The sequence below is a fragment of the Amaricoccus sp. genome (assembly GCF_036846665.1).
In the GTDB taxonomy this organism is placed as follows: domain Bacteria; phylum Pseudomonadota; class Alphaproteobacteria; order Rhodobacterales; family Rhodobacteraceae; genus Amaricoccus.
Genome location: NZ_DAIUBO010000033.1, coordinates 1 through 24,028, shown reverse-complemented (window position 1 = coordinate 24,028; position 24,028 = coordinate 1). Strand labels below are relative to the sequence as shown.

21 protein-coding genes and 1 pseudogene are annotated in these 24,028 nt (G+C 71.7%); 9 read left to right on the top strand and 13 right to left on the bottom strand.

All coding sequences use genetic code 11. The features are described from left to right. From V7050_RS05280 to V7050_RS05270, 3 genes and pseudogenes are all read left to right on the top strand, one after another. Positions 1-757, top strand: a pseudogene (locus V7050_RS05280) (aldehyde dehydrogenase (NADP(+))); the annotation flags it as partial. A 13-nt stretch (positions 758-770) separates the two neighbouring features. Further along, positions 771-1,457 (top strand): Crp/Fnr family transcriptional regulator, encoded by a 687-nt coding sequence (locus tag V7050_RS05275; RefSeq protein WP_324370390.1) that lies wholly within the window; start codon positions 771-773, stop codon positions 1,455-1,457. A 294-nt stretch (positions 1,458-1,751) separates the two neighbouring features. Further along, on the top strand, positions 1,752-2,189 hold the full coding sequence (locus tag V7050_RS05270; protein ID WP_324370388.1) for a toxin-activating lysine-acyltransferase: 438 nt from the start codon (positions 1,752-1,754) through the stop codon (positions 2,187-2,189). 71 nt (positions 2,190-2,260) lie between these two features. On the opposite strand, the gene V7050_RS05265 is transcribed toward V7050_RS05270, so the two are convergent. Both V7050_RS05265 and V7050_RS05260 read right to left on the bottom strand, forming a co-directional pair. Further along, complete coding sequence (locus V7050_RS05265) at positions 2,261-6,727, bottom strand: WD40 repeat domain-containing serine/threonine protein kinase (RefSeq protein ID WP_324375092.1); 4,467 nt, start codon at positions 6,725-6,727, stop codon at positions 2,261-2,263. A 6-nt stretch (positions 6,728-6,733) separates the two neighbouring features. After that, positions 6,734-7,186: a hypothetical protein gene (locus tag V7050_RS05260; RefSeq protein ID WP_324366492.1), complete on the bottom strand. Its 453-nt coding sequence runs from the start codon at positions 7,184-7,186 to the stop codon at positions 6,734-6,736. Between the two features lie 132 nt (positions 7,187-7,318). Between V7050_RS05260 and V7050_RS05255 the strand changes: the two genes are divergently transcribed. Beyond that, complete coding sequence (locus tag V7050_RS05255) at positions 7,319-8,188, top strand: FHA domain-containing protein (protein WP_324366494.1); 870 nt, start codon at positions 7,319-7,321, stop codon at positions 8,186-8,188. A 301-nt stretch (positions 8,189-8,489) separates the two neighbouring features. Here the strand turns inward: V7050_RS05255 and V7050_RS05250 are convergent, their stop codons facing one another. The 10 genes from V7050_RS05250 to V7050_RS05205 all read right to left on the bottom strand — a co-directional run bounded on the left by V7050_RS05250 (position 8,490) and on the right by V7050_RS05205 (position 17,924). Next, on the bottom strand, positions 8,490-9,140 hold the full coding sequence (locus tag V7050_RS05250; RefSeq protein WP_324366496.1) for a CbiX/SirB N-terminal domain-containing protein: 651 nt from the start codon (positions 9,138-9,140) through the stop codon (positions 8,490-8,492). Positions 9,141-9,201: 61 nt separating this feature from the next. Next, on the bottom strand, positions 9,202-10,752 hold the full coding sequence (locus V7050_RS05245; protein WP_324366498.1) for a cytochrome D1 domain-containing protein: 1,551 nt from the start codon (positions 10,750-10,752) through the stop codon (positions 9,202-9,204). Then, complete coding sequence (nirJ, locus tag V7050_RS05240) at positions 10,727-11,941, bottom strand: heme d1 biosynthesis radical SAM protein NirJ (RefSeq protein WP_324366500.1); 1,215 nt, start codon at positions 11,939-11,941, stop codon at positions 10,727-10,729. The genes V7050_RS05245 and nirJ overlap by 26 nt, the downstream gene beginning before the upstream one ends. Further along, positions 11,941-12,429, bottom strand: coding sequence for a siroheme decarboxylase subunit beta (gene ahbB / locus V7050_RS05235; RefSeq protein WP_324366502.1), 489 nt, complete (start codon positions 12,427-12,429; stop codon positions 11,941-11,943). The genes nirJ and ahbB (V7050_RS05235) overlap by 1 nt, the downstream gene beginning before the upstream one ends. Beyond that, positions 12,426-12,893, bottom strand: a complete 468-nt coding sequence (locus V7050_RS05230; protein ID WP_324366504.1) for an Lrp/AsnC family transcriptional regulator — start codon at positions 12,891-12,893, stop codon at positions 12,426-12,428. The genes ahbB (V7050_RS05235) and V7050_RS05230 overlap by 4 nt, the downstream gene beginning before the upstream one ends. Then, the gene (gene ahbB / locus V7050_RS05225; RefSeq protein ID WP_324366506.1) at positions 12,890-13,888 is read right to left on the bottom strand and encodes a siroheme decarboxylase subunit beta; all 999 of its coding nucleotides are present in this window, start codon (positions 13,886-13,888) and stop codon (positions 12,890-12,892) included. The genes V7050_RS05230 and ahbB (V7050_RS05225) overlap by 4 nt, the downstream gene beginning before the upstream one ends. Beyond that, positions 13,885-15,030, bottom strand: coding sequence for a cytochrome D1 domain-containing protein (locus V7050_RS05220; RefSeq protein WP_324366507.1), 1,146 nt, complete (start codon positions 15,028-15,030; stop codon positions 13,885-13,887). Before V7050_RS05220 ends, ahbB (V7050_RS05225) begins: the two co-directional genes overlap by 4 nt. Then, positions 15,027-15,338 carry a c-type cytochrome gene (locus V7050_RS05215; RefSeq protein WP_324366510.1) on the bottom strand — a complete coding sequence of 104 codons (312 nt, stop codon included), beginning with the start codon at positions 15,336-15,338 and terminating at the stop codon, positions 15,027-15,029. The genes V7050_RS05220 and V7050_RS05215 overlap by 4 nt, the downstream gene beginning before the upstream one ends. Then, a complete protein-coding gene (gene cobA / locus V7050_RS05210; RefSeq protein WP_324366512.1) occupies positions 15,331-16,104 on the bottom strand; it encodes a uroporphyrinogen-III C-methyltransferase in 774 nt (257 codons plus the stop codon). The genes V7050_RS05215 and cobA overlap by 8 nt, the downstream gene beginning before the upstream one ends. A gap of 65 nt (positions 16,105-16,169) precedes the next feature. Further along, positions 16,170-17,924: a cytochrome D1 domain-containing protein gene (locus V7050_RS05205; protein WP_324366514.1), complete on the bottom strand. Its 1,755-nt coding sequence runs from the start codon at positions 17,922-17,924 to the stop codon at positions 16,170-16,172. A gap of 131 nt (positions 17,925-18,055) precedes the next feature. On the opposite strand from V7050_RS05205, the gene V7050_RS05200 reads away from it, so the two are divergent. The 3 genes from V7050_RS05200 to V7050_RS05190 all read left to right on the top strand — a co-directional run bounded on the left by V7050_RS05200 (position 18,056) and on the right by V7050_RS05190 (position 21,559). Next, positions 18,056-20,149: a 4Fe-4S binding protein gene (locus V7050_RS05200; protein ID WP_324366515.1), complete on the top strand. Its 2,094-nt coding sequence runs from the start codon at positions 18,056-18,058 to the stop codon at positions 20,147-20,149. Beyond that, positions 20,146-21,048 carry an FAD:protein FMN transferase gene (locus V7050_RS05195; protein WP_324366517.1) on the top strand — a complete coding sequence of 301 codons (903 nt, stop codon included), beginning with the start codon at positions 20,146-20,148 and terminating at the stop codon, positions 21,046-21,048. The genes V7050_RS05200 and V7050_RS05195 overlap by 4 nt, the downstream gene beginning before the upstream one ends. A 127-nt stretch (positions 21,049-21,175) precedes the next feature. Continuing rightward, a complete protein-coding gene (locus tag V7050_RS05190) occupies positions 21,176-21,559 on the top strand; it encodes a c-type cytochrome (RefSeq protein ID WP_324366518.1) in 384 nt (127 codons plus the stop codon). Between the two features lie 161 nt (positions 21,560-21,720). On the opposite strand, the gene V7050_RS05185 is transcribed toward V7050_RS05190, so the two are convergent. Further along, entirely contained in the window at positions 21,721-22,539 is an 819-nt protein-coding gene (locus tag V7050_RS05185; protein ID WP_324366520.1) for an LOG family protein, read from the bottom strand. A gap of 105 nt (positions 22,540-22,644) precedes the next feature. Between V7050_RS05185 and dapD the strand changes: the two genes are divergently transcribed. Further along, the gene (gene dapD, locus V7050_RS05180; protein WP_324366522.1) at positions 22,645-23,481 is read left to right on the top strand and encodes a 2,3,4,5-tetrahydropyridine-2,6-dicarboxylate N-succinyltransferase; all 837 of its coding nucleotides are present in this window, start codon (positions 22,645-22,647) and stop codon (positions 23,479-23,481) included. A 5-nt stretch (positions 23,482-23,486) separates the two neighbouring features. Further along, positions 23,487-23,810, top strand: a complete 324-nt coding sequence (locus tag V7050_RS05175) for a hypothetical protein (RefSeq protein ID WP_324366523.1) — start codon at positions 23,487-23,489, stop codon at positions 23,808-23,810. The last annotated feature ends 218 nt before the right edge of the window (positions 23,811-24,028 follow it).

The following is a 24,028-nucleotide window of genomic DNA, read 5'->3' as shown; positions in this document are numbered from 1 at the left end:
GCGGCCCGAACCGATCCCGTTCTTCGGCGAGCTCGGCTCGGTCAATCCGATGTTTCTGCTGCCCGCGGCGCTCGAGGCGCGCGGCGCCGAGATCGCCAAGGGCTGGGCCGGGTCGCTGACCATGGGGGCGGGGCAGTTCTGCACCAATCCCGGCATCGCCGTGGTGATCGACGGCCCCGAGGCGCGGGCCTTCGCCGAGGCCGCGGCGGCGGCGCTGGAGCCGGTCGGGGCGCAGACCATGCTGACCGACGGCATCGCGGCGGCCTTCCGTGCCGGGCGCGACCGGATCTCGGCCGCCTCGGGCGTGCGCGAGGTGCTGACCTCGACCTGCGACCTGCGCAATGCGACGCCCTATCTTTATGCGACCACGGGGCGCGACTGGCTCGCCGACGCGGTGCTGGGCGAGGAAGTCTTCGGGCCGCTCGGGCTGGTGGTCAGCGCCGCCGATTTCGACGAGATGCAGGCGATCGCGCGCTCGCTGCACGGGCAGCTCACCTGCACGCTGCACATGGATGCGGAGGATGGCGAGGCGGCGCGGGCACTCCTGCCGGTGCTGGAGCGCAAGGCGGGGCGGATCCTCGCGAACGGCTTCCCGACGGGCGTCGAGGTGGCGGATGCGATGGTGCACGGCGGTCCCTATCCGGCCTCGACCAATTTCGGCGCGACCTCGGTGGGCACGCTCTCGATCCGGCGCTTCCTGCGGCCGGTCTGCTACCAGAACATGCCGGAGGCCTTGCTGCCGGCGGATCTGGCCTGACCGGGCGCCGGCCGTGGGCGGGCGGAGCGATGCTGCGCCGGGCGGATGGCTCGGCCTGCTCGACCGCGCGGCGCGCGAGGGCCTGCTGGCGCGGGGCACGCGCCGGCGATACGGCGCCGGCGAGGCGATCTTCCTGCGCGGCGATCCGGGGCGGGCGCTCTACCTGATCGAGGAGGGCCGCGTGGAGGTCAGCGTCACCGCGCTGGGCGGGCGGCGTTCGGTGCTCGCCCATATGGGGCCGGGGGAGGTGCTGGGCGAGATCGCGGTGCTCGACAACCTCGACCGCAGCGCCGATGCCACGGCGGCGGGCGCGGTGACCCTGGTCAGCCTGCCGCGTGCGGAGGTGATGAGCTTCCTCGCCCAGAATCCCGAGGCGATGATGGGGCTGATCGCCGAGCTCTGCGCCAAGGCCCGCAACGCCTCGGAGATGTTCGAGGACCAGACGCAGGTGGCGGCGCGCACGCGGCTGGCGCGCTGCCTGATGCGGATCGCCGACAAATGGGGACGTCCCGAATCCGGCGGGGCAATCCGGATCACCGAGCCGCTGTCGCAATCGGATCTGGGCGAGTTCTCCGGCCTGGCGCGGGAGAACGTCAACCGCCATCTCCGGGCACTCGCCGACGAGGGGCTGGTGCGGCTCGACGGCGGCGTGGTGGTGATCGCCGATCCCGAGGCGCTGGCGGAGGTGGCGGAGCTCTAGGGGCGTTCCAGACCGACGGAGCACCCGGTCCGGGAATGTGCGCGCGCGCGCATCTTGCTATCATCTTGGAATCGTTTGATAAACGCTCTCGCGTTAACCAAAGTTCAATCAAGGTTGATCGCTCGGTCCGGATCGGTTCGCTCGAAAGTCACTCCGGTCTGCGTCGTGTAGGCATTGCTCGTCCGTACCTTACGGGCCGTCGTGCCGCGTTCTCAGCACGCGGCTGTGACGGGCGTCACTGCGCGGGCTCAGGATTCGGTGTCTTCTGCGGGCATGGTGGCAGGGGAGACGGAAATGCCGGAGGATCGGTTCTACGAGGGAGATGGTCCCGGACCCGCGGCCGCGGAACGGTATCGCCAGATGGGCGAGATGCTGTGGCTCCTGCGCCGGTCGCCGAGCCACGCCGGATGGGGTCCCGAGGAGGTCGAGCGCAACCTGCTGCACCCGCTGTCGCTGGGGCAGGCGCGGGTGTTTCACCGCCGCGGCATGCCGGTGGGATTCGCGACCTGGGCCTGGCTCGATGCCGGGGCGGCGGGGCTGGCGCGGGACGGCCGCATCGAGGGGGACGGCTGGCGCAGCGGCCCCGATCTCTGGATCGTCGATCTCGTCGCGCCCTTCGGCGATGTCCGGTCGATCGTGGGGGAATTGCGGAGCCTGCTGCCCGAAGTCGACGTCTCGCTGGCGCTGCAGCGTTTTCCGGATCGATTTCTGAGGCTTGCCGACACGGGTTGAGTGTGTGCGTGAAGGTGATTGTGCCCGGTTCCGTTGTGACGAATGCGGCCCTCGTGGCCGCGTTCGTGCGTTCAGGGGGCCGGCATCGCGTCGCAGACGTCCGGCGCGTCGGACTCGCCGAGATAGCGGGTCCGCCGCGCGGCGTCGAAGCTCCCGCGCGCCAGTTCGCAGGCCCGCGGCACGCTGAGGATGTCCCAGAGCCGCACCGCGCCGTCGTCCCCGGCCGAGGCGAAGCGCGTGCCGTCGGGGTGCCGGGCCAGCCGCCAGATCGTGGCGCCGTGGGCGCCCGGCAGATCCGCGATGCGCCGCCCCGATTGCAGATCCCAGACATGCAGCCCGCCGCGTCGGTCGGCGGCGACGATGGTGACGTTGTCCTCGAGCACGATCGCGTCGGTGACGCCGCCGGCATGGCCTGCGAATTCGGACATCTTTGCGCCGGTGTCGGCCGCCCAGACCGAGACGACCTCGTCGCTCGAGCCGGCGACGAGGTAGCGGCCGTTCGGGCTGAAGGCGACGGTCCAGATCACGTCGTCGTCCACCATGAGCCGCAAGGGCGCGGATTCGGTGGCGGTGTCCCAGACCGCGACCTGTCCGGAGGTGAGGGCCGCGGCGATGCGGCTGCCGTCCGAGGAGACCGCGGCGCGGGTGATCGCGCCGGCGAAGGGGCCGAAGCTGCGCCGCTCCGCGCCGGTGTCGAGATCCCAGAGCCGCAGCGTGGTGTCGCTGGCGCTCAGCAGCCCCTTGCCGTCGGGCAGGAAGGCGAGCGACCAGATCGCGTCGGGGGCGGCGGCGAGATGGGCGACCTCCGCGCCGGAGGCGGTCTCGCGCAGCCGGACCTGTCCGCTGCGGTCGGCGCTGGCGAGCAGCGATCCGTCGGGCGAGAGCGCGACCGCCCAGACCGCGTCCTCGTGGCCGTGGAAGACCCGCGGCGGCGCCGTGCCACCGGCATCCCGGAGCGTGACCGCGCCGCTGTCGTCGCCGGTGGCGACGAGCCCGGTCCCGAGCGCGACGCTCTTGGCGCGCGCGCCCGGAACCCGGTGGGTGAGGGCCAGCGGCGGGGCGCTGTCGAGCCGCCAGAAGCGCACCAGCTGGTCGGCACCGAGGCTCGCCGCGTCCCGGCCGTCGGCGGAAGCGGCGAGGTCGAGCACGGCGCCCTGGTGGCCGGGGGGCGAGGCGCCGGCGGCCCCGCCCGCCGCGACGTCCCAGACCGCGAGGCGGCCGCCGGAGGTTCCCCCGTAGAGCGTGCCGCCACCGGGGGCGAAGGCGAGCGCGGCGACGTGGTCGCCGGGCGCGAAGGCGGTTCCGAGCAGCTCGCCGCCGGGGAAGCTCGCCAGCGCCGAGGTCCCGTCGCTGCTGGCGGTGGCGAAGAGGTCGCCCGCGGGGCTGAAGGCGAGCTGCCAGACGTCGCTGGAATGCGCCTCGGTGATCGGCGGGAAGACCGGGCCGCCGGAGGGATAGTGCCAGGCGAAGATCTCGCCCGACCCGGCGCCGGCCAGGATCGCCTCGCCGTCGGGGCTGAAGGCGACGCTGGTGAAGTCGCCGCTGCGATGGGCCAGCGGGCTCTGCGCCGTCTCGCCGCCCTGCAGGTCCCAGAGCCGGATCGCGCCCTCCTCGCCGACCGAGGCGACCACGTCGCCGCCGGGGTCGATGGCCGCGCCCCAGAGCACGTCCGCCGCCGTGCCGATCGGCATGGGCATTCCCAGCGACCCCTCCGCGACGGGCCAGCGGACCAGCTGGCCGGACGTGCCGACGGCGACCAGCGAGGCCCCGTCGGGGGTGAAGACGAGATCCTCGATGCCGCCGATGCCGGCCTCGACCTGGTCGCCGACGGGCTGGCGGCTGCGGGCGTCGAGCATGGCCACGGTGCCGTCGCGCCGGCCGAGCGCCGCGAAGGCGCCATCCGCGCTCAGCGCCAGCGAATGGGCATCGCCCGCGGCGACGGCGCTGCCCAGGGGGACGGGCGATCCGGCGGCGAGCACCCGGCGCGCGGCGACCAGGGCGGCGCGTGCGTCGAAGGTGGCGGCGGGCGAGGCCGCCTGGCCCATGGATTGCGCCGCGAGTTCGAGCGCCAGCAGCGGATCCTCGGTCACGAGCCCCAGCGAGACCGCGCCGAGCGCGCTGGCGAAGCGCTCGGTGGCGACCGCGGTCGCATCCTGCGCGATGCCTTCGTTCAGCCGGGCGCGGCGGGATTCGGTGAAGGCGACGATGGAGGCGGCGGTGGCGCCGGCGGCGAGCAGGCTGAGGGCGCCGATCGCCACCGCGCGGCGGCGGCGGGCACGGGCCTCGCCCGCGGCCGCGGCGGCCTCGGCCCGGTCTCTCGCCTCCACCGAGGCGTCGAGGAAGTCGCGTTCGAGCGCCCCGGCGGTCTCGGCGTTCTTCTCCAGCCATTCGAGCGCGAAGACCAGGCGGCCGCCGCGGAGCAGGAGGTCGGGGTCGCGCTCGCCGGCGATCCAGTCCTCGGCGAGCTGGACGAGGCGCACGCGCACGCGCAGATCCGCGCGGGATTCGTCGATCCACTCGCGCAGCCGCGGCCAGGAGCGCAGGAGCGCCTCGTGGGCGATCTGCACCCTGCGGTCGTCCACGGTCAGGAGCCGGGCTTCGGTCAGCCGCTCGATCACCCGGTGCAGGGCATCGGCGTCCTGGGCGCGGTCGAGCTCGGCGCGGTCGAGGATGCGGCGCGAATCGGAGGTCCCCTCGCCGGGCGTCACGAGATTGAGCAGGAGCCGCCGGGCGGTGGCGCGCTCGGTGTCGTCGAAGCGCTCGTCGAAGACCCTGTCGGCGGTCTGGCGGATCGCGCCGGCGACGCCGCCGGTGCCGCGGTAGCCTTCGAGCGTCAGCGTCGAGCCCTTGCGGCGCGCCCAGGTCTCGACCAGGGCATGGGAGATCAGCGGCAGCGAGCCCGCCTCGCCGCCGGCGTCGTCGACGATGGCATCGACGAGGTTGCGCTCCAGGTAATAGCCCGCGGCCCGCGCCGGCTCGACGATCGCCCGGCGGAGTTCCGGGGCGCTCATCGGCCCCACGAGGATCTGGTTGTGGGTGATGGCTTCGGCGAGCCAGGGCAGGGCGGCGCAGGCGGCATAGAAATCGGCCCGGATCGCGAGCACGATGCGGAAGACGCTGTCGGAGGGATCGGTGATCGCCGCCAGGGCATCGATGAAGCCCTGCCGCTGGCCGGGGCCGTTGAGGGTGAAGAGCTCCTCGAACTGGTCGACCACGAGCACGCGGCCGGCAGCGCGGCCGCCTTCCGCCGCGACCTGGCGGGCGAGCGTCGGGCGGGCGAGGAAGTCGTCGAGGCCGATGCCCGCGGCGCCCGCTTCCGTGGACCCGCCCCGCAGCCGGAAGAAGAGCTCCGACAGGGCGTCGCGCCCCGGCGTGAAGACGTCGATCTGCCAGTGCTCGCTGCCGGGGATGGCGCCGTCGCGCAGGGAAGCGACGAGGCCGGCGCGGATCAGCGAGGACTTGCCGCTGCCCGAGGGCCCGCCGATGACGAGCACACGCTGGGCGCGCATGCGCTGGAGCAGGTTCTCGACCATGGTCTCGCGCCCGAAGAACTTGCCGCTGTCTTCGGGCTGGAAGGCCCCGAGGCCGAGATAGGGGCAGGCGGCGTCGTTCGCGCCCGCGCCCGAGCGGGCGGCCTCGGTCCCGAGCACCTCCGTCGGCCGGGAGGCGGCGAGCCGGGCCATGGCGTCATGCGCCGCGGCGCGGAACGAGTCGATGGTCTCGATGCGATCCTGCGGCACCGGCGCCAGCGCCTCGCGCATGAGCGGCCGCCAGGCCTCGGGGAGCCGGTCGAGCGCCGCTTCGGTTTCGCCCGGTGGCGGCGGCGGCTCGCCCGCGATCGCGTACCAGAGCACCGCCGCGGCGGCGAAGACATCCGCCGCGGGCGTGACCTGGGCCTCGCGGTCGAGCTGTTCGGGGGCGCGGAAGGCGGGCGTCCCGCCGATCAGCGTCATGGTGTCGCCGCGCTTGGCGAGATCCTTGGCGATGCCGAGATCGGCGATCATGATGCGCTCGGCGCGCGCGTCCGCCGGCCCGGAGCCGAGGTGGCCGCCGGGCCGCGGGGCCGGGTTGCCCATGCTCTGGAAGAGGATGTTGTCGGGCTTGATGTCGCGGTGCACCACGCCCGCGCGGTGGATCGCCGCCAGCCCGTCGGCCATGGCGTCCACGAGCGCCATGGTGCCGTCGAGGTCGAGCCCGCGCATCGGCCCGTCGCGCCCCTGCACGGCAGCCTCCGCGACCTTGCGGGTCAGGGTGCCGAGATCGGCGAAATCCATGACGATATAGGGGCGCCCGTCCGGCAGGCGCCCGACGTCGTGCACGCCGATGACGCTGTGCGACCGGATCCGGCGCAGCAGGCGCGCCTCCTCGATGAAGCGCGCCTGAAAATCCGCGCCGCGGCCGTCCGCGCCGCAATCGAGGATCTTTATGGCGACCTGGGACTCGAGTTCCTCATCCCAGGCGAGCGTGACCGTCGCGAAGGCGCCGCGAGCGATCTCCCGCCGCACCACATAGCGCCCAACATAGTCGGGAACGGCCATCTGCGCTCATTGCTGGAGGAGCGACGCGGCATCGTAGCAGGCGACCTTCTCCGGGTCGAGAATGTCGTGGTTGCGGTCGGCCGCCGAGACGCAGAGCGTCACCGCCTCGCCGCGCAATTCGGTCGATGCCGCGCCGGTGGTGACATAGCCGGGATAATCGGCGGTCGGGTGCCAGTCGCCCTGTTCGACGCCATAGGTCGGCTCGGCGTTGTTGCTGACCTGGCGGACGGTGAAGTTCTCGCCCCACCAGACATGGATGTGGTTCTTGGACATGTCGGGCAGGAAATTGGCCTCGAAGACCAGGGCGAGTTCGCTGCCATCCGCCGCCGCCGAAGCGATCGCGACCTCGCAGCCGTCCACCGGGCAGGCGTTGGATTCCTGCGCCTCAGCGGGTACGGCGAGGCCGAGGGCGGCGACCGCTGCCGAAAGCAGCGCCGATCTGTGAAGGAAGTCGTGCATGTCAGGAACCCCATTGTCGCGTGCCGGTGCGGCGGATGCCGCGATCCGGACGATTTCCACCTCGGCCGCCGGGCCGAATCTGCTAGGCTCGGCTCATGGCCCTCGTCGGGGCCGTCCGGAGATGCCTGCGCCATGACGACCGCAGCCGTGCTGATCGCGGACATATCGGGCAGCACACCCCTTTACGAGCGCGACGGGAACGAACGCGCCCTGCAGGAGATTGACCAATGCCTCAATCGATTGCAAGCCGTCATTCATCGTGAGGGTGGCGAGTACGTCAGCTCCAAGGGGGACGATGTACTCTGCCTTTTCGACGATCCGGACCGGGCGTTTCTTGCCGCGCGCCGGATGCTGGTCGAGGGGCCGTCGCAAATCCTGTCGATCCATGCGGGCCTCTACTGGGGCGATCTGGTGCGGCTGGGGGGGAATGTCTACGGCAAGCCCGTCTATACGGCGGCGCGGCTCGCGGCGCTCGCCAAGCCCGGGGAGCTTCTGCTCGGCGATACCGTCTTCGCGCGCCTCGGTCCGGTGGAGCGCGGCCGGCTTACGGCGATCGGCGCGATCCATCTCAAGGGCAAGGCGGCGCCCTCGGAGGTCTATTCCTATCTGGCGGCGGATGCGAGCCAGCTGACCGAGGTCGAGGCGGTGCCGGCGCGCGATGCGGGACGCTGGGCGCATTCGGTGCTCCTGCGCTTCGGCGGCGCGGACTGGCGGATCGGCGAGGGCGAGACGCTCTCGGTCGGTCGGGCGCTCGCCTGCGACCTGGTGGTGACCGAGCCCTATGTCTCGCGGCGGCATGCGACGGTGGCAGTGGCGCGCGGCCTCGTGGAATTCACCGACCACAGCTCGACCGGCAGCTATGTGGTGGCCGGCGACGGGCGCGAATACGAGCTTTGCCGCCGGACGATGGTGCTCAGCGGCGAAGGCGCGATCTCGCTCGGCGAGCCGAGCGGCGGCCACGGCGTGGCCACCCTGCATTTCGTCGTGGAGGCCAAGGCCTGAGGCCGGCCGAGGGCGTCTTTCGGCGAATGGCTCGGGGAAACACCGGCATGGGTGCCCGCAGTGCCTGTTCCTCCTTCGGGCGCGGAGCGGCGCCGGGCCGAGCGGCCGGAGCTACAGCCTGCCGATCACCGTCGTTGCGGGAATGCCGCGCCCGTCGCGGTGGGCTCGGCATCGCTGCGGGGCGTGCCGGCGCCTTCCCCGTCCTGCGCAATCGGGCGCTCTCGAGCGATGCGGTGGCCCAGGCCACGGGGCCGCGCGGGGCGCGGGCTTTTCCCAACATGCCCCGGCATGCCCCCGCTGCTCAGGCGACCCGGGCCAGCGCCGCCCTTGCGAGGCCATCGGCGATGATGCGCGGCACCGCCGCATCGGTGCCGACCGGTGGCAGGATGGGGCCGGGGAAGCCCGCCTCGGCGAGGGCTTCGGGGAGATCGACCTCCACATGGCTGTTCCGGGCGGCGAAGAACGGCAGGCAGAGCGCCGGGCCGGCGAGGCGCGCGGCCACTGCCAGGCGCGGCTCCTCGTCGACGAAGCCGACGCGGACCGAGCGGAAGTGCCCGGCCCGGGCGATGGCGGCGGCGACGCGCCGCGTCACGGCCGCCGGGCGCGGGTCCGAGGGCGAGCCATGGGCGGCGAGAAGCAGGGTCGATGCCTCCGGGGCGAGCCCATGTGCCGCGGCGCCCTCGCGCGCGAGGCGCAGCGCGAGGGCCGCGGTTTCCGGGGCGAGCCCGAAGGGCGGCAGGACCGCGGCTTCCGGGCGCCCGGCGGCCCGGAGCCGCTCTGGTATCTGCAGCCGCACGAACCAGCCGTCGGCCATGAAATGCGGATAGACCATCACCGGGCCCGGGCCGAGCCCGGCCAGCGCGGCCTCGAGCGTCCCCGCTCCGGCGAGGGTCGCGCCCCGGATGCGCCAACCGGGCAGGAGCCGCGCCACGGCGCGGGCGAGGTCGGCCATCAACGCCTCGGGCCCCCCGGGATCGGAGGGCTGGCCATGGGCGACGATCAGCGCCGCGGTTTCAGTGGCTGGTGCCGTCGGAGAAGGTGATCTTGTTCCAGACATTGTACTTGCCAGAGGGTTTTCGCATCGGCAGCCGCTTGAGCTCTTCAAGTGTGGCGGCATCGTAGACGATCAAGGCGCCATCGTCCTCCCAGATGCTGACGAGCGCATGCCGGCCCCAGCGGTCGAATTCCACATGGGCGGCGGTGGCGCCGGGGATGGGCCGCAGGGTGCGCAGGATCTCCAGCGTCTCCTTGTCGATGACATGGATCGCGTCGCGGTCGGGGCCGAAGAAGACGTCGGCCCAGACATGGGGCGAGGTCTCGTGGCTGCGCAGGAAGAAGCCCGGGCCGAGCATGTCGATGGTGGCCACCACCTCCCAGGTTTCGAGGTCGATGACCGAGAGCCGCGGCTCGCCCAGATGCGGCGTCGCCATCACCCGGCGGCCCTGGAGCGTCCAGGAAATGCCCGAGCCGAGATGCGGCAGGCCCGTGAGCGGCAGCTCGGCGATCTCGCGGCCGGTGGCGAGGTTGACGACCACGCCGTGCTCGCCGTCGCGGGCGGCGCCGATCAGGTTGCGGTAGTCGGGGGTGAAGAAGAAATCGTCGAGTGGCTGGGCGACCTCGATCCGGCGCCGCGCGAAGAGGCCCTCGGAGGAGGCCAGCGCCTCTTCCATGCCCGTCTCGAAGCTGTGCACGAAGCCCTCGTGCCGGGGTGGCGCCTCGGGGTCGGTCGATATCTCCCAGATCTCGGGCGCGTCCTTCAGCGCGAGGATGAAGCTCGCGCGGGGCGGCGCCTGGTAGACCGCCGAGACGCGGGAGGGATTGCCCTTGCGGTCGGCCACCGCGATCACGCGGGCGACGGAGAGATCTTCCGTCGAGAGGATCGTCACGGTCGCCGGCAGGTAGTTTGCCACCGCGAGCCATTTCCCGTCGTGGGAGATCGCGATGTTGCGGCTGTTGAGCCCGGCGCGGATGCGGCCGACCTCGTGGAGGCTCCAGAGGTCGTATTTCTGCACCCAGCCGTCGCGGGACATCACGAAGACGAAGCGCCCGTCGGGCGAGAATTTCGGGCCGCCATGCACCGCGAAGGGGGTGGGGAAGCGGTCGAGCACCTCGAAGCGGTCGCCGTCGAGCACGCTGATGTGGTGGTCGCCGCTTTCCACCACCACGAAGAGGTTCATCGGATCGGCATCGAAGGCCGGCGCCGCGGCGGGGACATATTCCGGATCGAGGCTGCGGCTGGCGGCGATCTCCTCGGGGCCCCAGGGCGGGACCTCGGCGAGCGGAGTCTCGAGATAGGCGGCGAGGGTCGCGATCTCGTCCGCGCCGAGGCTGCCGGAGAAGGCGGGCATCTGCGTGTTGGCGCGCCCCGCGGCGATGACCTCGGCGAGGACCGGGCCGCGCATGCGCCCCAGCGTCTCGGGGAGGAGCGCCGGGCCGATGCCGCCGAGGCGGCTCGGCCCGTGGCATTCGGCGCAATGGGCGGCGAAAAGCTCCGCCGGCTCCGTGGCGTGGCCCGGGGCCGAAGCCAGGGCCGCGAGGCTAAGCGTAGCGATGAACCGGATCATGGCGCTTGCCGCGGAAGGGGGAGACGTCGAGGCGCTCGCCCGTGCCTTCGACGCCGATCTCGGCGTCGGAAAGGAAGCAGGCCGGATCCTCGGCCCAGGGATTCCCGGTCAGCTGCAGCGCGCGGATGCGGGTATTGCCGCCGCAGACCGCCTTGTAGGCGCAGGCGCCGCAGCGGCCTTCGAGCGGGCGCGGACGCTGCCGCAGGGCCGCGAGCATCGCGTCGTCGCCGGTCCAGAGCGCGGTGAAGGGCCGGTCCTTGACGCTGCCGACCGTATAGCCCGACCAGTAGGTATCGGGATGCACCTTGCCCTGCGGGTCGATGTTGGCGACGCCCAGGCCGGCGGAATTGCCGCCCCAGGCTTCGAGCGCGGCGCGCAGATGGGCGATACGCTCGGGCGGGAAGCGTTCCTCGGCCCAGCGCAGGAACCAGACCGCATCGGCGTCGTTGTTGCCGGTGACGATCTCGAACGGCTCGCCGGCCTCGATCGCCGCCCAGGCGCGCTCGACGAGGAAGGCGATGGCCGTGCGGGACCTTTCGCGCTCGGCGTCCTCGCCGCGGTTCTTGTCGCCGCGGCCGGCATAGACGAGATGCGAGAGGTAGAACTTGTCGATGCCTTCGGCGGCGCAGAGGTCGAGCATTTCGGGCAGCTGCGCGCCGTTGTCGCGGGTCATGGTGAAGCGCAGGCCCACCTTGATGCCGCGCGCCTTGCAGGCCCGCACCCCGGCGAGCGCCTCGGCGAAGGCGCCCTCCTTGCCGCGGAAGCGGTCGTTGACCGTGCCGATGCCGTCGAGGCTGATGCCGACATAGTCGAAGCCGATCTCCGCGATCCGGTCGGCGGTCTCGCCGACGAGCGCGGTGCCGTTGGTGGAGAGCGCGAGATAGCGGCAGGCTTCGCGGGCGCGGGTGGCGATCTCGAAGAAGTCGAAGCGCGAGAGCGGCTCGCCGCCCGAGAGGATCAGCGCGGGGATGCGGAAGCCCGCGAGATCCTCGACCACCGCCATCGCCTGCTCGTGGGTGAGCTCGCCCGGAAAGGCGACGTCGGCCGAGGTGGTGTAGCAGTGCCGGCAGCGGAGATTGCAGCGCCGGGTGAGGTTCCAGATCACGACCGGCTTGACCGGCCCCGGCCGGCGGCGGCGCGGCGCGCTCGGCGCGACAAGTTCGTGCATGTAGTGGGATAGGCGGAACATCAGCTCGCTCCACCGGCCAGGCGCAGGCCGGATTTCTTCAGGATGCGGGTGGAATAGAGCACGTCGCTGCCGCGGCAGGATGCCCCGAGCAGCGCCGCGATCTCGGCGCGGCGCGTCTCTACCTCGGCGCGGTCCGCGCCATGCAGCATGGCGAAGAGATTGTAGGGCCAGTCGGGCAGGGCGCGCGGCCGCAGGTAGCAATGGCTGACGTCCTCGCGCGCGCCGACCATGGCGCCGAGCCGTCCGGCCTCGCCATCCTCTACGTCCCAGACCGTCATGCCGTTCGCGCTCAGCCCGAGCGCGTAATGGTTGGGGGCCGCGCCGATGCGGCGGATCACGCCGCGCGCCAGGAGCCCCGACATCCGCGCGATCACCTCGGCCTCGTCGAGGCCGAGGCGTTCGGCGACCGCAAGGTAGGGCCGCGGCGTGAAGTCGAGCCCGGCCTGGGTGGCCGCGACGATGCGCCTTTCGGTGGGGTCGAGCCTCATGCCGCCACCCGGAAGCCGATGAAGAACTCGAGCAGCTTGGGGAAGCCCAGCACGCCGAGGCCGGTCTCGCGCTCGATCGCGTCGGCGGTCTCCGCGATGCCCGCCGGGGTCTCGGTCGCGAGCACGAACCACATGTTGAGCCGGTGGCTGCGGGCGTAGTTGTGCGCGACCTCGGGATGGGCGTTGACCACCGCCGCGATGCGCTCGAAATCCGCTTCCGGCACGGCCATGGCGCAGAGGCAGAAGGCGCCGCCCATGGCCGCGGCATCGAGGAAGGGCCCGAAGCGGGTGATCGCGCCATGCTCGCGCAGGCGCTTCAGCCGGGCGATCAGCTCCGCCTCCGTCACGCCGAAGCCGGCGGCGACCTCGGCATAGGGCTCGGGCACCAGCGGGAAGCCCTCCTGCAGGCCGGCGATGATGCGGCGGTCGAGCGCGTCGATCTCGGGCGGGGCCTTTCGGGTCATGCGGCCGCTCCTTCGCTGACGGCGACAAGGGCGCCCCGCTGCTTGAAGCATCTCAGGGAGAAGAGCACGGCCGAGGGAACCCCGGCGAGGCCCGCCGCCTCGGTCGCCCGCCCCAGGACCGCCATGGCTTCCGGGCGCGAACGCGCATGGATCATGCAATAGAGCGTGAAGGGCCAGATCGCGCCCGCCGGCCGGCGCTGGTAGCAGAGCGTGACCCCCGGCACGGCGAGGAGGCTGCGGCCGGCCGCTTCGATCGCCGCCTCCTCGACCTGCCAGACGACCATGGCGTTCGAGGTCCAGCCGAGCGCCCGGTGGCGGACGATGACGCCGACGCGGCCGATCACGCCGGCGGCGGAGAGGATCCGGATGCGCTCGAGCAGCTCGGTCTCGGGGCGGCCGAGCGCCGCCGCGACCGCGGCATAGGGACGCGGCAGGATCGGCAGCCCCTCGCAGAGCGCCTGGATGATCGCGCCGTCGCCCGGCGCGATCGCGGCGGTATCGGTGTCGCGGGGCAGGGGCAGAGGGAGCGATGCCCCTTCGAGCCCGAAGCCGAGATCGACGTTGAACGGGCGGACCAGCCGCAGGTCGAGCACCTCGAAGCCGGTCGCCCGGGCGATGCGCGCGAGCGTGGCGTCCACATGGGCCCGGTCGGGGCCGGTGGCGACGAACCAGATGTTGATCGCGTGCTCGCGCAGATAGCAGTGGTTCACGCCGGGCTCGGCGCTGATCGCGCCCGCCACCTCGTCCACGCGATGCGCGGGCGCGGAGACGGCGGCGAGCGTGCTGGCCGCGGCGGTATTGGGGCGGCAGGTGCCGCCGATGCGGCTGATCGCCCCGGTCGCGGCGAGCCGTCCGAGGCGCATGAGCACGTCGCCCTCGCCGAGATCGAGCGCGGCGGCGATGGCGGCGAAGGGCCGCGGCACCAGGGGCAGGTCGCGCTGCCACCTGTCGAGAAGGGCGCAGTCGATCGGATCGAACCGGCATTGCATGGTCATAGTCCGGTCCGGTGGGCGCGGGCGGTGAAGAAGATGCCCGAGGGGCTTTCGGCGGGGATCTCGCCGAGCTTCTGGAAGGTGGTGGTGTCGTAGATCGCGACCCGCCCGGCGTCGCGGACCGAGACCCAGACCTCCTGGCCGCGCGGCGCAAATTCCATGTGCAGGACCGCGGGGCCGAGCTTCAGCGCCGCGACGATCTCGCCCGACGGCGTGTCGATCACCTGGATCGTGTCGTTGTCGGGATGCGCGAAATTCACCCAGACCTGCCGGCCGTCCGGGCGGGCGACGGCGAAGACCGGCTGCCCGTGGACGGCGGTGCGCCCGGTTTCCTCGAGGCTGCGGGAATCCACCCAGAGCAGTTCGTGCCGGCCGACGGCGGGCAGGACGAAATGCTCGCCCGCCAGCGCCCAGCCTTCGAGATGCGGCATCTTGTAGACCGGGAGCGCCTGCTCGCCCCGGCCGTAGCCGTCGAGGATGCGCCGCGCCGCGGGCGGATCGGCCCAGAGGTCGATGGCGGCCAGCCCGTCCTCGCCGAAGAGCCCGGCGATATAGGTCCGGCCGTTGCCGGAGATCAGCGCGTCATAGGGATTGGCACCGGTGCCGGGGATGCGGGTGATCGCCGGCTCGGGGCCGGCGGAGAAATCGGCGATCCATGTCTCGCCGGCCTCCCAGAGCGAGAAGACGAAGCGGCGGCCGGGGGCGTCGACCAGCCCAAGGGTCTTGGAGCCGGTGGGGATGTCGGCCACGGGGGCCAGCGTTTCGGCGTCGAAGACCCGGATGCCGCCCGGGTCGTAGTTCGACACCGCCACGAGGCTGCCGTCGTCGGAGATCGCGCCGCCGATGGAATTGCCCGCCTGCAGGACCCGTCCGGCGATCTCCTGCGCCAGGAGGTCGACCTTGCTCAGCCCGCCGTCGCGGCCGAAGACATAGGCGAAGCGCTCGTCGGAAGAGAAGACGACGGAGGCGTGCGAGAGATCGCCCAGGCCCTCGATCCGGCCGATGGCGGCGCGCTCGGAGCGGTCGACGATCAGGAGCGAGCCGCTGGCGCGCTCGACGACGACGCCGAGATCGCCGGTGCCGCGCAGATCGTCGGCCCGGGCCGGCAGGGCGGCGAGGAGGAGGAGGGCGAGGAGGCGGATCACGGCGCGTCCCCCCTCCTGAGGTACTCCGCGATCCAGGCCGCCTCCGCCTCGCTGAGCAGCGGGCGCCAGGGCGGCATGGCGGTTCCGGGCCGGCCGTCGAGGATGACCGAGACCAGTGCGGTCCGGTCCAGCGCGGTCAGCGCCGCGGGGCGGATGTCGGGGCCGAGTCCGCCGGCGAGCGTCATGCCGTGGCAGGCGCCGCAATCCTGGCGCACCAGATGCTCGAGCTCCGCGGCGCGATCGGGCGGCAGCGCCCCGGCGGCGGCCGGGGCGGCCAGCAGGGCGAGCAGGGGCGCGAGCCTAGGCATTCGCGGCCATGGCGCGGAGCTGCGCGGCGAGGGGCGGCGGGGCGGCGAGCGCGGCGACCCGTCCGACGACGAAGAGCACGGGCGCGGCGAGCCCGGCCTCGCGGGCGTCGCGGGCGATGGCGTCGAGGCGCGAGACCAGCCGCCGTTCGCGCGGGGTCGTGGCCTCGGCCACGGCGAGCACCGGCAGGTCCCCGGGCATGCCGTGGGCCATGAGCCGCGCGGCGATCTCGGCCATGGTGGCGACGCCCATGTAGACCACCAGCGTGGTCCCGGGGTCGGCGAGGCCTGCCCAGTCGAGATCGAGCGGGCCGTCGCCGTGGCAATGGCCGGTGACGTAGCGCAGTCCGGTCGCGAGGCCGCGCTGGGTCAGCGGCGCGCCCACGGCTGCCGCGGCGCCCTGGGCTGCGGTGATGCCGGGCACGACCTCGACCGGGATCCCGGCGGCGCGCAGCGCAAGCGCCTCTTCTCCCCCCCGCCCGAAGACGAAGGGATCGCCGCCCTTCAGCCGGACCACGGCGAGGCCGCGGAGGGCCAGGTCGATCAGGATGGCGTTGATGCGCTCCTGCGGCACGGGATGGTGACGTGGCGTCTTGCCCACCGGCACCAGCAGGGCGTCATCGCGGGCGAGGGCCAAAATCTCGGGCGAAACCAGCCGGTCGTGAACGATCGCCCCGGCCCGCCCGATCGCCTTCATCGCCCGGACGGTCAGCAGATCGGGATCGCCCGGTCCGGCCCCGACGAGAAGCACAGGTTCCAGCTTGGCCAAGCGATCCTCCTGCCCCGACGAGCCCACGGGAGGGTTCCCGCCCCTCCGCCGCCTGTCGGACCTCGTCAGTAGACGTCGGCCCGGGTGTTGAACACGTTGAACTTTCCGGTCGGGGTGATGAGCCGCGGATCCTTGATCACGTGCTTGAGCTCCAGGGTCTTGTCGTCGACCACGACGATGGCCGATTCCTGGTCCTTGCCGTTCCAGACCGAGAACCAGACCTCGTCGCCCGCCTCGTTGAACTCGCCCTGGACGACGCGCGGCTGGCCTTCGGCGATGCCCGCCCATTCGCCGACCGGGAGCGTGGTGTATTCCGGCTCCTCCTGGTCCAGTTCGGAGACCTTGAAGACCGCGACGGAGGCGGAGGTCTCGGCGTCGGGGTTGAGGGTCGCGTCGACATAGAGGTGATCCGAATTGGGATGCGACTTCACGAAGAGCGAGCCGCCGCCGAGCCCGTAGAGCGTCTGCACGACCTTCCAGGCATTGTCCGGATGGCCCTCGGGATCGGTTCCGATCAGCGTCACCGTCTCGTCGCCCAGATGCGAGGTTACCCAGACGGGTCCGTAGGTCGGATGGTTGATGTTCGCGCCACGGCCGGGATGCGGCGTCTGGCCGCCGGTCTCGATGATGGCGGTCAGCGCGCCTTCCTTGGTGTCGATCACCACGATCTTGCCGCGCGCGTTGGCGGCGACGAGGAAATAGCGGTGCGTCGAATCGAGCCCGCCGTCGTGCAGGAAGCGCTCGGCCTCGATCTCGGTGGTCTTGAGGTTGTGGATGTCGGCATAGTCCACAAGCAGGATCTTGCCGGTCTCCTTCACGTTGACGATGAACTCGGGCTTGTAATGCGAGGCGAGGATCGAGGCGACGCGGGGTTCGGGGTGGTACTCCTGCTCGTCGTAGATCATGCCCCGGGTCGAGACGATCTTGAGCGGCTCGAGCGTGTCGCCGTCCATGATCACGTATTGCGGCGGCCAATAGGCGCCGGCGATCGCGTATTTGTCCTCCCAGCCCTCGAACTTGGAGGTTTCGATCGAGCGCGCCTCCGAGCCGATCTTGATCTCCGCGACCGTGGCGGGCTCCTCCATCCAGAGGTCGATCATGTTCACCTTGCCGTCGCGGCCGATGACGAAGAGATAGCGCCCCGAGGCGGAGATGCGGCTGATGTGCACCGCATAGCCGGTGTCGAAGATCTTGTGGATCTCGTAGGTCTCGCCGTCGATCAGCGCCACCTGGCCGGAATCGCGCAAAGTGACCGAGAAAAGGTTGTCGAGGTCGAGGTCGTTCATCGGCTCGGTCGGGCGATCCTCGGGCGGCACGATCAGGTTCCAGCTCGCGCGCATGTCGGCCATACCGAATTCCGGCGGGGCCGGCGGCTCGATCAGCAGGTAGCGCGCCATCAGGTCGACCTGCGCCTCGCTCAGGTCGCCGGAGGTGCCCCAGTTCGGCATGCCCGCGGGCGAGCCGTAGGTGATGAAGTCGATCAGATGCTGGTAGCCGAGCTCGCGCGTGATGTCGGGGGTCAGCGGCTTGCCGGTCGCACCTTTGCGCAGCACGCCGTGGCAGCCGGCGCAGCGCTCGAAATAGATCGTGGCGGCCTCGTTGAATTCCTCCTGGGTGATGACCGGGTCATCGGGCTTCAGGCCGGGGACCTCCACGTCGATCTCGCCGATGGAGGTGGCGCTGAAGACGTATTTCGCAGCGGGCGTGTCGCCGTGTCCCGCAGGCTTCTCCTGCGCAGTCAGGCCCGAAGCGGCGATCGCCATCGGCAGCGCTGCGCTGGCGAAGAGCGCGGCCCTGCGAAAGGTGCGCGACATGGTCATCCCCGTGGTTCTCCGTTTCTTGGCTGAGATCGCCGCACTCTGGGGCCTGGGCCGTCGCGCCGCCTTGACTTTCGTTAAGGCGGCGGGCCGGTCCGCGCGGAAGGGTCGGGGCGACGGTTCTGGAGCGTTCGATGCGGCTTCTGATGCGCCCCCTGCGGTGCCTGATCGCCATCCTGGCCCTCTGCCTGCCGGGCGCGGTCTCGCCCGCCCTCGCCGCCGTCCTCGATTCGCAGGCAGGCGCCGCGATCGCCCCGGCCGCGCCGGATGTCGCGATCGCCGAGCGCCTCTTTCCCGGCCCCGACCCGCTGCGGCTCGAGCGCATCGATGCCTCGCCCCCGGGCTGGACGGTGTTCGGCCCCGAGGGCGTCGTGGGCTACATCGCCTCGACCTGGGAGACCGCGGGATCGCTCGGCTATTCGGGGCGCCCGATCGACGTGCTGGTGGGGGTGACGCCCGATGCGCGCATCGCCGGTGCGGAGCTCATGCGCCACGACGAGCCGGTGCTGACGCTCGGGATCTCGACCGAGGACATCGCCGCCTATGTCGGCGCCTTTGCCGGCGTCGACCTGGACCGCGAGCAGGTGACCGCCTTCGGCACCCGCTCGGACCTGCCCGATGTCATCGCCCGCGCGACGGTCTCCACCGGCGTGGTCCGCGACGCCATCCTGCGCACCGCCCGCACGCTGGCGCTCGGCCGCGGCCTCGCCGGCGGGCGCGGCGCCGGCATCGACCGGGTGAGCTTCGAGCCCCGGACCTGGGGCCAGCTCCGCGCCGAGGGCGCGCTGGCGCAGACCGCCGTGCCCATGGCCGAGGCGCGGGCGGCGCTCGCCGGCGCCAAGGTGCCGCTCCCCGAGGGCGGGGGCGATTTCATCGAGCTCTGGCTGGCGGTGCTCGATCCGCCGACCATCGGCCGCAACCTGCTCGGCCAGGCGCTCTACAGCCGCGTGCTGGCGGCGCTGGGTCCTGGGGATTCGGCGATCTTCCTGGGCTCGCGCGGCCTGCATTCGCATCGCGGGACCGAGAGGCGGCGCTCCGGCGTCTTCGAGCGGATCGAGGTGATCCAGGGCGAGGAGACGATTGCGCTCAGGGAGGGCGATTTCCTGCGCGTCGACCGTCTCGCCCCCGGCGATGCCCCGGCGCTGAAGGAGATGAGCGTCTTTCGCCTCGACGCGGCGCGCTTCGACCCGACGGCGCCCTTCCGCATCGAGGTCACCGCGACCCGCCCGACCGCCGCGGGCGAGGTCGCGTTCCGCATTCCGCTCGACCACACCCTGCCGGCGGAATTCCTGCTGCCGCCCGCGCCGCCGCCGGAGGTCGCGCCGCTCTGGATCTCGGCCTGGCAGGCCAAGCGCCCGCAGGTCGCCGGCCTCGGCGTGATGCTGACGGCGCTGAGCGCGATCCTCTTCTTCCAGGAGAGCTTCGTGCGGCGGCCGAAGCTCTGGCTCTACGGCCGCTATGCCTTTCTCGCGGTCACGCTGGTCTGGCTCGGGTGGATCGCCGGCGGGCAGCTCTCCGTCGTGCAGGTCGTGGCCTTCCTGCATTCGCTCCTGAGCGGGTTCCGCTGGGAGACCTTCCTGATCGAGCCGGTGATCTTCATCCTCTGGGGGTTCGTGGCGCTCGGCCTGCTCTTCTGGGGGCGCGGCGTCTATTGCGGCTGGCTCTGCCCCTTCGGCGCGCTGCAGGAGCTTTCGAACGCGCTGGCGCAGCGGCTCGGCGTGCCGCAGATCGCGGTTCCCTACGTGCTGCACGAGCGCCTGTGGGTGATCAAGTACACGCTCTTCATGGCGATCCTGGCGCTCTCGTTCTACTCGATGCACCAGGCGCTGGTCCTCGCCGAGGCGGAGCCCTTCAAGACCGCGATCTCCATGCGTTTCCTGCGCGCCTGGCCCTTCGTGCTCTTCGCGCTGGCGCTGCTGAGCGCCGGGCTCTTCATCGAGCGGTTCTATTGCCGCTATCTCTGCCCGCTCGGCGCGGCGCTGGCGATCCCGGCGAAGCTGAAGATCTTCGACTGGCTGCGCCGCCGGCCGCAATGCGGCCGGGAATGCCGGCTCTGCGAGACGAAATGCACCGTGGGCGCCATCGACCCGATCGGGCGCATCAATCCCAACGAATGCGTGCTCTGCCTGAAGTGCCAGATGATCTTCCACGATCCGGCGACCTGCACCGTGCTCAAGGCCCGCGCCAACCGCGCCGCCCGCGCGCGGCCGGAGGGCGTCGCGCCATGAGCTTCTCGCGCCGCCGATTCCTGGTCGCCGCCGCCGCCGGGCTCGCCCTCGCCTCGAGGCGGCGGGAGACCTGGCGCTGGCGCGGCTCGGCGCTGGGGGCGGAGGCGGAGATCCGCCTCGCCGGGCCCCGGGAGGACGTCGAGGCGGCGTTGGCGGCGGCGGCGGCCGAGATCGGCCGTCTCGAGCGCATCTTCAGCCTGAACCGGGCGGGTTCGCAGATCTCCGTCCTGAACCGCTCCGGGTATCTGGAGGCGCCGGCGCGCGACCTGGTCGCGGTGCTCGGCGCGTCGGCACATTGGCGGCGGAAGACCGAAGGCGCCTTCGACATCGCGGTGCAGCCGCTCTGGCTCGAGGCGGCGGACGGGCTTGCCGGAGGCAGCGGCCTCGAGCGCGTGCGCCGGGCCCGGATCGAGGTGCTTCCGGGGCGGATCGCGCTCGCGCCGGGCAGCGCGCTGACGCTCAACGGCATCGCCCAGGGCACCATCGCCGACCGGGTGACGGCGCTGCTGCGCGCCCGCGGCTTCGTGGCGCCGCTGATCGATACCGGCGAGATGCGCCTGCCCGGCGCCTCGTGGCGCAGGGTGGTCCTGCCCGCGGCCGGGCTCGCGCTGCGGCTCGCGGAATGCGCCGTGGCCACGAGCGCGCCCGGCGCGCTGCGATTCGGGCCGGGGCGGCATCACCTCTTCGATCCGCGCGACGGGCGCTCGCCGGGGCTCTGGCGAGGCGTCTCGGTGATCGCGCCCGAGGCGGAAACCGCCGATGCGCTCTCGACCGCCTTCGCGGTCTCCGGACCCGAGCGGATCGGCGATCTGGTGCCGCAGGGTGTCGCGGTGATCGCAACGGATTCGCAGGGACGGGTCCGGCGTTTCGGGCGCATGCCCGCCCTGGCGGAGGCATGAAGATCAGGGCCGCCATCGCTGCGGTTCATCCGGCTTGGCGAAGCGTTGGCCTGCGTCGTATGACGGAATCTGGGGGGATTCGAAGGGTTTCCCTCCTCATGACGAAGAAACCGAGAGGAGAGAGACGATGACACTTCGAACGAGCCTGACCCTGGCCGTGCTGATCGCCGGGCTTGCCGTTCCGGCCTTCGCCGACGGCGATCCCGAAAAGGGCGAGAAGGTCTTCAACAAGTGCAAGGCCTGCCACATGGTCGGCCCGGACGCCAAGAATCGCGTGGGCCCCGAGCTCACGGACGTGATCGACCGGCCCATAGCCGCGGTCGAGGGCTTCAAGTATTCCGACGCCTTCATGGAGAAGAACGCCGAAGGCTTCGTCTGGAATACCGAGAACCTGCATGGCTATCTCGCCGATCCCAAGGGCTTCATCCCGGGCAACAAGATGAGCTTCGCGGGCCTGAAGAAGCCTGAAGAGGTCGACGACGTCATCGCCTATCTCCAGACGTTCCAGTAGTCGGGGCGGAGAATGCCGGCCAGGGACGGGTTGCACCCGAGCCCTGGTGCGACCGGCCCGGGCCGGCCTTCGATGCGGAGGAGGCTTCGGTTCCGCGAAGCTCCCCGGCCCGCTCAGCCATCTCAGGTCAATCAGGTTCCCGCGCCGATCCGCCCGGCGGATCAGCGCGGAATCCAGGCGTCGATGGCGGCCCAGGCTTCGGCAGCGGTCTCGACGAAGGTGACGATGCCGGGATCCGCGGGCGCGATGGTGCCGGCCTCGACCAGGGCCGACCAGTCGATGACCCGGTCCCAGAAGGCGCGTCCGAAGAGCAGCACCGGCAGGGGCTGCATGCGGCCGGTCTGGACCAGCGTCAGCACCTCGAAGAGCTCGTCGAGCGTGCCGAAGCCGCCGGGAAAGACCGCGATCGCCCGGGCGCGCATCAGGAAATGCATCTTGCGCACGGCGAAATAGTGGAAGTTGAAGCTGAGCTCCGGGGTGCCGTAGCGGTTGGGCACCTGCTCGTGCGGCAGGACGATGTTGAGGCTCACCGAGATGCCGCCGGCTTCGGCCGCGCCGCGGCTGCCGGCCTCCATGATGCCGGGACCGCCGCCGGTGCAGACCACGTTCTCGCGGTTGCCGGTCGCGAGCGCGCGCAGGGAGGTCAGGCGGGCGAATTCGCGGGCCTGCTCGTACCAGTTCGCGAGCGCCGCCGGCCCGGTCCCGCCCGCGCCGGCCGTCTCGGGCGACGGGATGCGCGCGCTGCCCATGATGACCACGGTCGAGGTGATGCCGCGCTCGGCCAGCGCCATTTCGGTCTTGAGCAATTCGAGCTGCAGGCGCACCGGGCGCAGCTCGTCGCGGGTGAGGAATTCGCCGTCGCTGAAGGCGAGGCGATAGCTCGGCGAGAGGGTCTGGGGCGTGTCGGGGATGTCTTCCCAATGGCGCAGATCCTCGCGCGCGTCGGGAAAGCGGCGCTGCGGTCGCCTCTGATCGGTCATTGCGTGCCTCCGGAGCGCTGGAGTTCGGGTCAGATTGCCAGATCCCGGTTACCGGACTATAGCTTCGCCCCGATCCCTGCCAGAGCCAAAGCCGGAGTTCCGTCCATGCCGCACCCGACCCATGCCGAACTGGCGCTCGCGATCGAGGAGGCCTGGGAGATCCGCGACACGATCTCCCCGGACACCGGCGGTGCGACGCGCGGCGCGATCGAATCCACGCTGGAGGCGCTGGACACCGGCAGCCTGCGCGTCGCCGAGCGCGGCGAGGACGGGGTCTGGAGCGTGAACCAATGGGCCAAGAAGGCCGTGCTCCTGGGTTTCCGGCTGCAGGACATGGGCCAGCAATCCGGCGGCCCGCAGGATGGCGGCTGGTGGGACAAGGTGGATTCGAAGTTCAAGGGCTGGGCCGAGCGCGAGTGGCGCGGCGCCGGCTTCCGCGCGGTGCCGACCTGCGTGGTGCGCCGCTCGGCCTATATCGCGCCGGGCGTGGTGCTGATGCCCTGTTTCGTCAACCTCGGCGCCCATGTGGGCGAGGGCACCATGGTGGACACCTGGGCGACGGTGGGATCCTGCGCGCAGATCGGGCGCAACGTGCATCTCTCGGGCGGGGTCGGGATCGGCGGCGTGCTCGAGCCGATGCAGGCGGGGCCGACGATCATCGAGGACGATTGCTTCATCGGGGCGCGCTCGGAAGTGGTCGAGGGCTGCATCGTCCGCGAGGGATCGGTTCTCGGGATGGGCGTCTTCATCGGCCGCTCGACCAAGATCGTGGATCGCGAGACCGGGCAGGTCAGCTATGGGGAGGTTCCGGCCGGGTCGGTGGTGGTCGCGGGCTCGATGCCGTCGAAGAACGGCATCAATCTCTATTGCGCGGTGATCGTGAAGCGGGTGGACGCGCAGACGCGCGCGAAGACCTCGATCAACGAGCTGCTGCGGGACTGAGCGGCGTGGTTCAGCAGGTCTATACCCTGGTGGTCGAGGTCGGGCGCAGGGCGGGCGACGGGCTGCCGGAGGCGGCGACCGGCGCCGGCCTGATCTGCTACGCCGGCGGTGTGGACGAGGAGGAGGCGGTGCGCGAGACGGTCGCGATCCTGAGGCAGGCCGAGCTGGCGCCGCTCGAGGTCACCGGCCACGGCACGCTGCCCGAGCGCCTCGCCGCGGGCGAGGAGGTGCCGGAGGAGGAACGCGCCCTGATGGCCCGCGCGCTCGCGGAGAACGCGGTGATCGTGGCGGAAATGACGCCGTTCTACGATGCATCCGCCGAAGCCTGACCGGGTCCGTCATCCGGTCGCCGGCAGGGCTCTGCGGCTGAGGGACACCGCGAACCGGCAACGGCGAGGCATTGCCTCGCGCCGGTTCGTCGGCCGGAGCTTGCGAGCGCGGAGGCCGAAGGGGTTGGATTTCAAAGGCGGTGGGTAATCCGTGCGCGCCTGACTGGGCGGGCGCGCTTGTCGCGCCTGCCGGGGGCAGGCAGGCGCGCGCGGATTTG

Bases quoted from the DNA above. Each gene is read 5' to 3' on its own strand.
- V7050_RS05250 (WP_324366496.1), bottom strand. From the start codon at position 9,140: ATGGCCGACCTCGCCCGCGCCGTGGCGCGGCTCCTGCCCGGTTGGCGC.
- V7050_RS05230 (WP_324366504.1), bottom strand. From the start codon at position 12,893: ATGACCCGAAAGGCCCCGCCCGAGATCGACGCGCTCGACCGCCGCATC.
- V7050_RS05190 (WP_324366518.1), top strand. From the start codon at position 21,176: ATGACACTTCGAACGAGCCTGACCCTGGCCGTGCTGATCGCCGGGCTT.
- V7050_RS05215 (WP_324366510.1), bottom strand. From the start codon at position 15,338: ATGCCTAGGCTCGCGCCCCTGCTCGCCCTGCTGGCCGCCCCGGCCGCC.
- ahbB (WP_324366502.1), bottom strand. From the start codon at position 12,429: ATGAGGCTCGACCCCACCGAAAGGCGCATCGTCGCGGCCACCCAGGCC.
- V7050_RS05260 (WP_324366492.1), bottom strand. From the start codon at position 7,186: ATGCACGACTTCCTTCACAGATCGGCGCTGCTTTCGGCAGCGGTCGCC.
- V7050_RS05200 (WP_324366515.1), top strand. From the start codon at position 18,056: ATGCGGCTTCTGATGCGCCCCCTGCGGTGCCTGATCGCCATCCTGGCC.
- V7050_RS05255 (WP_324366494.1), top strand. From the start codon at position 7,319: ATGACGACCGCAGCCGTGCTGATCGCGGACATATCGGGCAGCACACCC.
- V7050_RS05185 (WP_324366520.1), bottom strand. From the start codon at position 22,539: ATGACCGATCAGAGGCGACCGCAGCGCCGCTTTCCCGACGCGCGCGAG.
- V7050_RS05270 (WP_324370388.1), top strand. From the start codon at position 1,752: ATGCCGGAGGATCGGTTCTACGAGGGAGATGGTCCCGGACCCGCGGCC.
- dapD (WP_324366522.1), top strand. From the start codon at position 22,645: ATGCCGCACCCGACCCATGCCGAACTGGCGCTCGCGATCGAGGAGGCC.
- nirJ (WP_324366500.1), bottom strand. From the start codon at position 11,941: ATGTTCCGCCTATCCCACTACATGCACGAACTTGTCGCGCCGAGCGCG.
- V7050_RS05195 (WP_324366517.1), top strand. From the start codon at position 20,146: ATGAGCTTCTCGCGCCGCCGATTCCTGGTCGCCGCCGCCGCCGGGCTC.
- V7050_RS05265 (WP_324375092.1), bottom strand. From the start codon at position 6,727: ATGGCCGTTCCCGACTATGTTGGGCGCTATGTGGTGCGGCGGGAGATC.
- V7050_RS05245 (WP_324366498.1), bottom strand. From the start codon at position 10,752: ATGATCCGGTTCATCGCTACGCTTAGCCTCGCGGCCCTGGCTTCGGCC.
- V7050_RS05205 (WP_324366514.1), bottom strand. From the start codon at position 17,924: ATGACCATGTCGCGCACCTTTCGCAGGGCCGCGCTCTTCGCCAGCGCA.
- ahbB (WP_324366506.1), bottom strand. From the start codon at position 13,888: ATGACCATGCAATGCCGGTTCGATCCGATCGACTGCGCCCTTCTCGAC.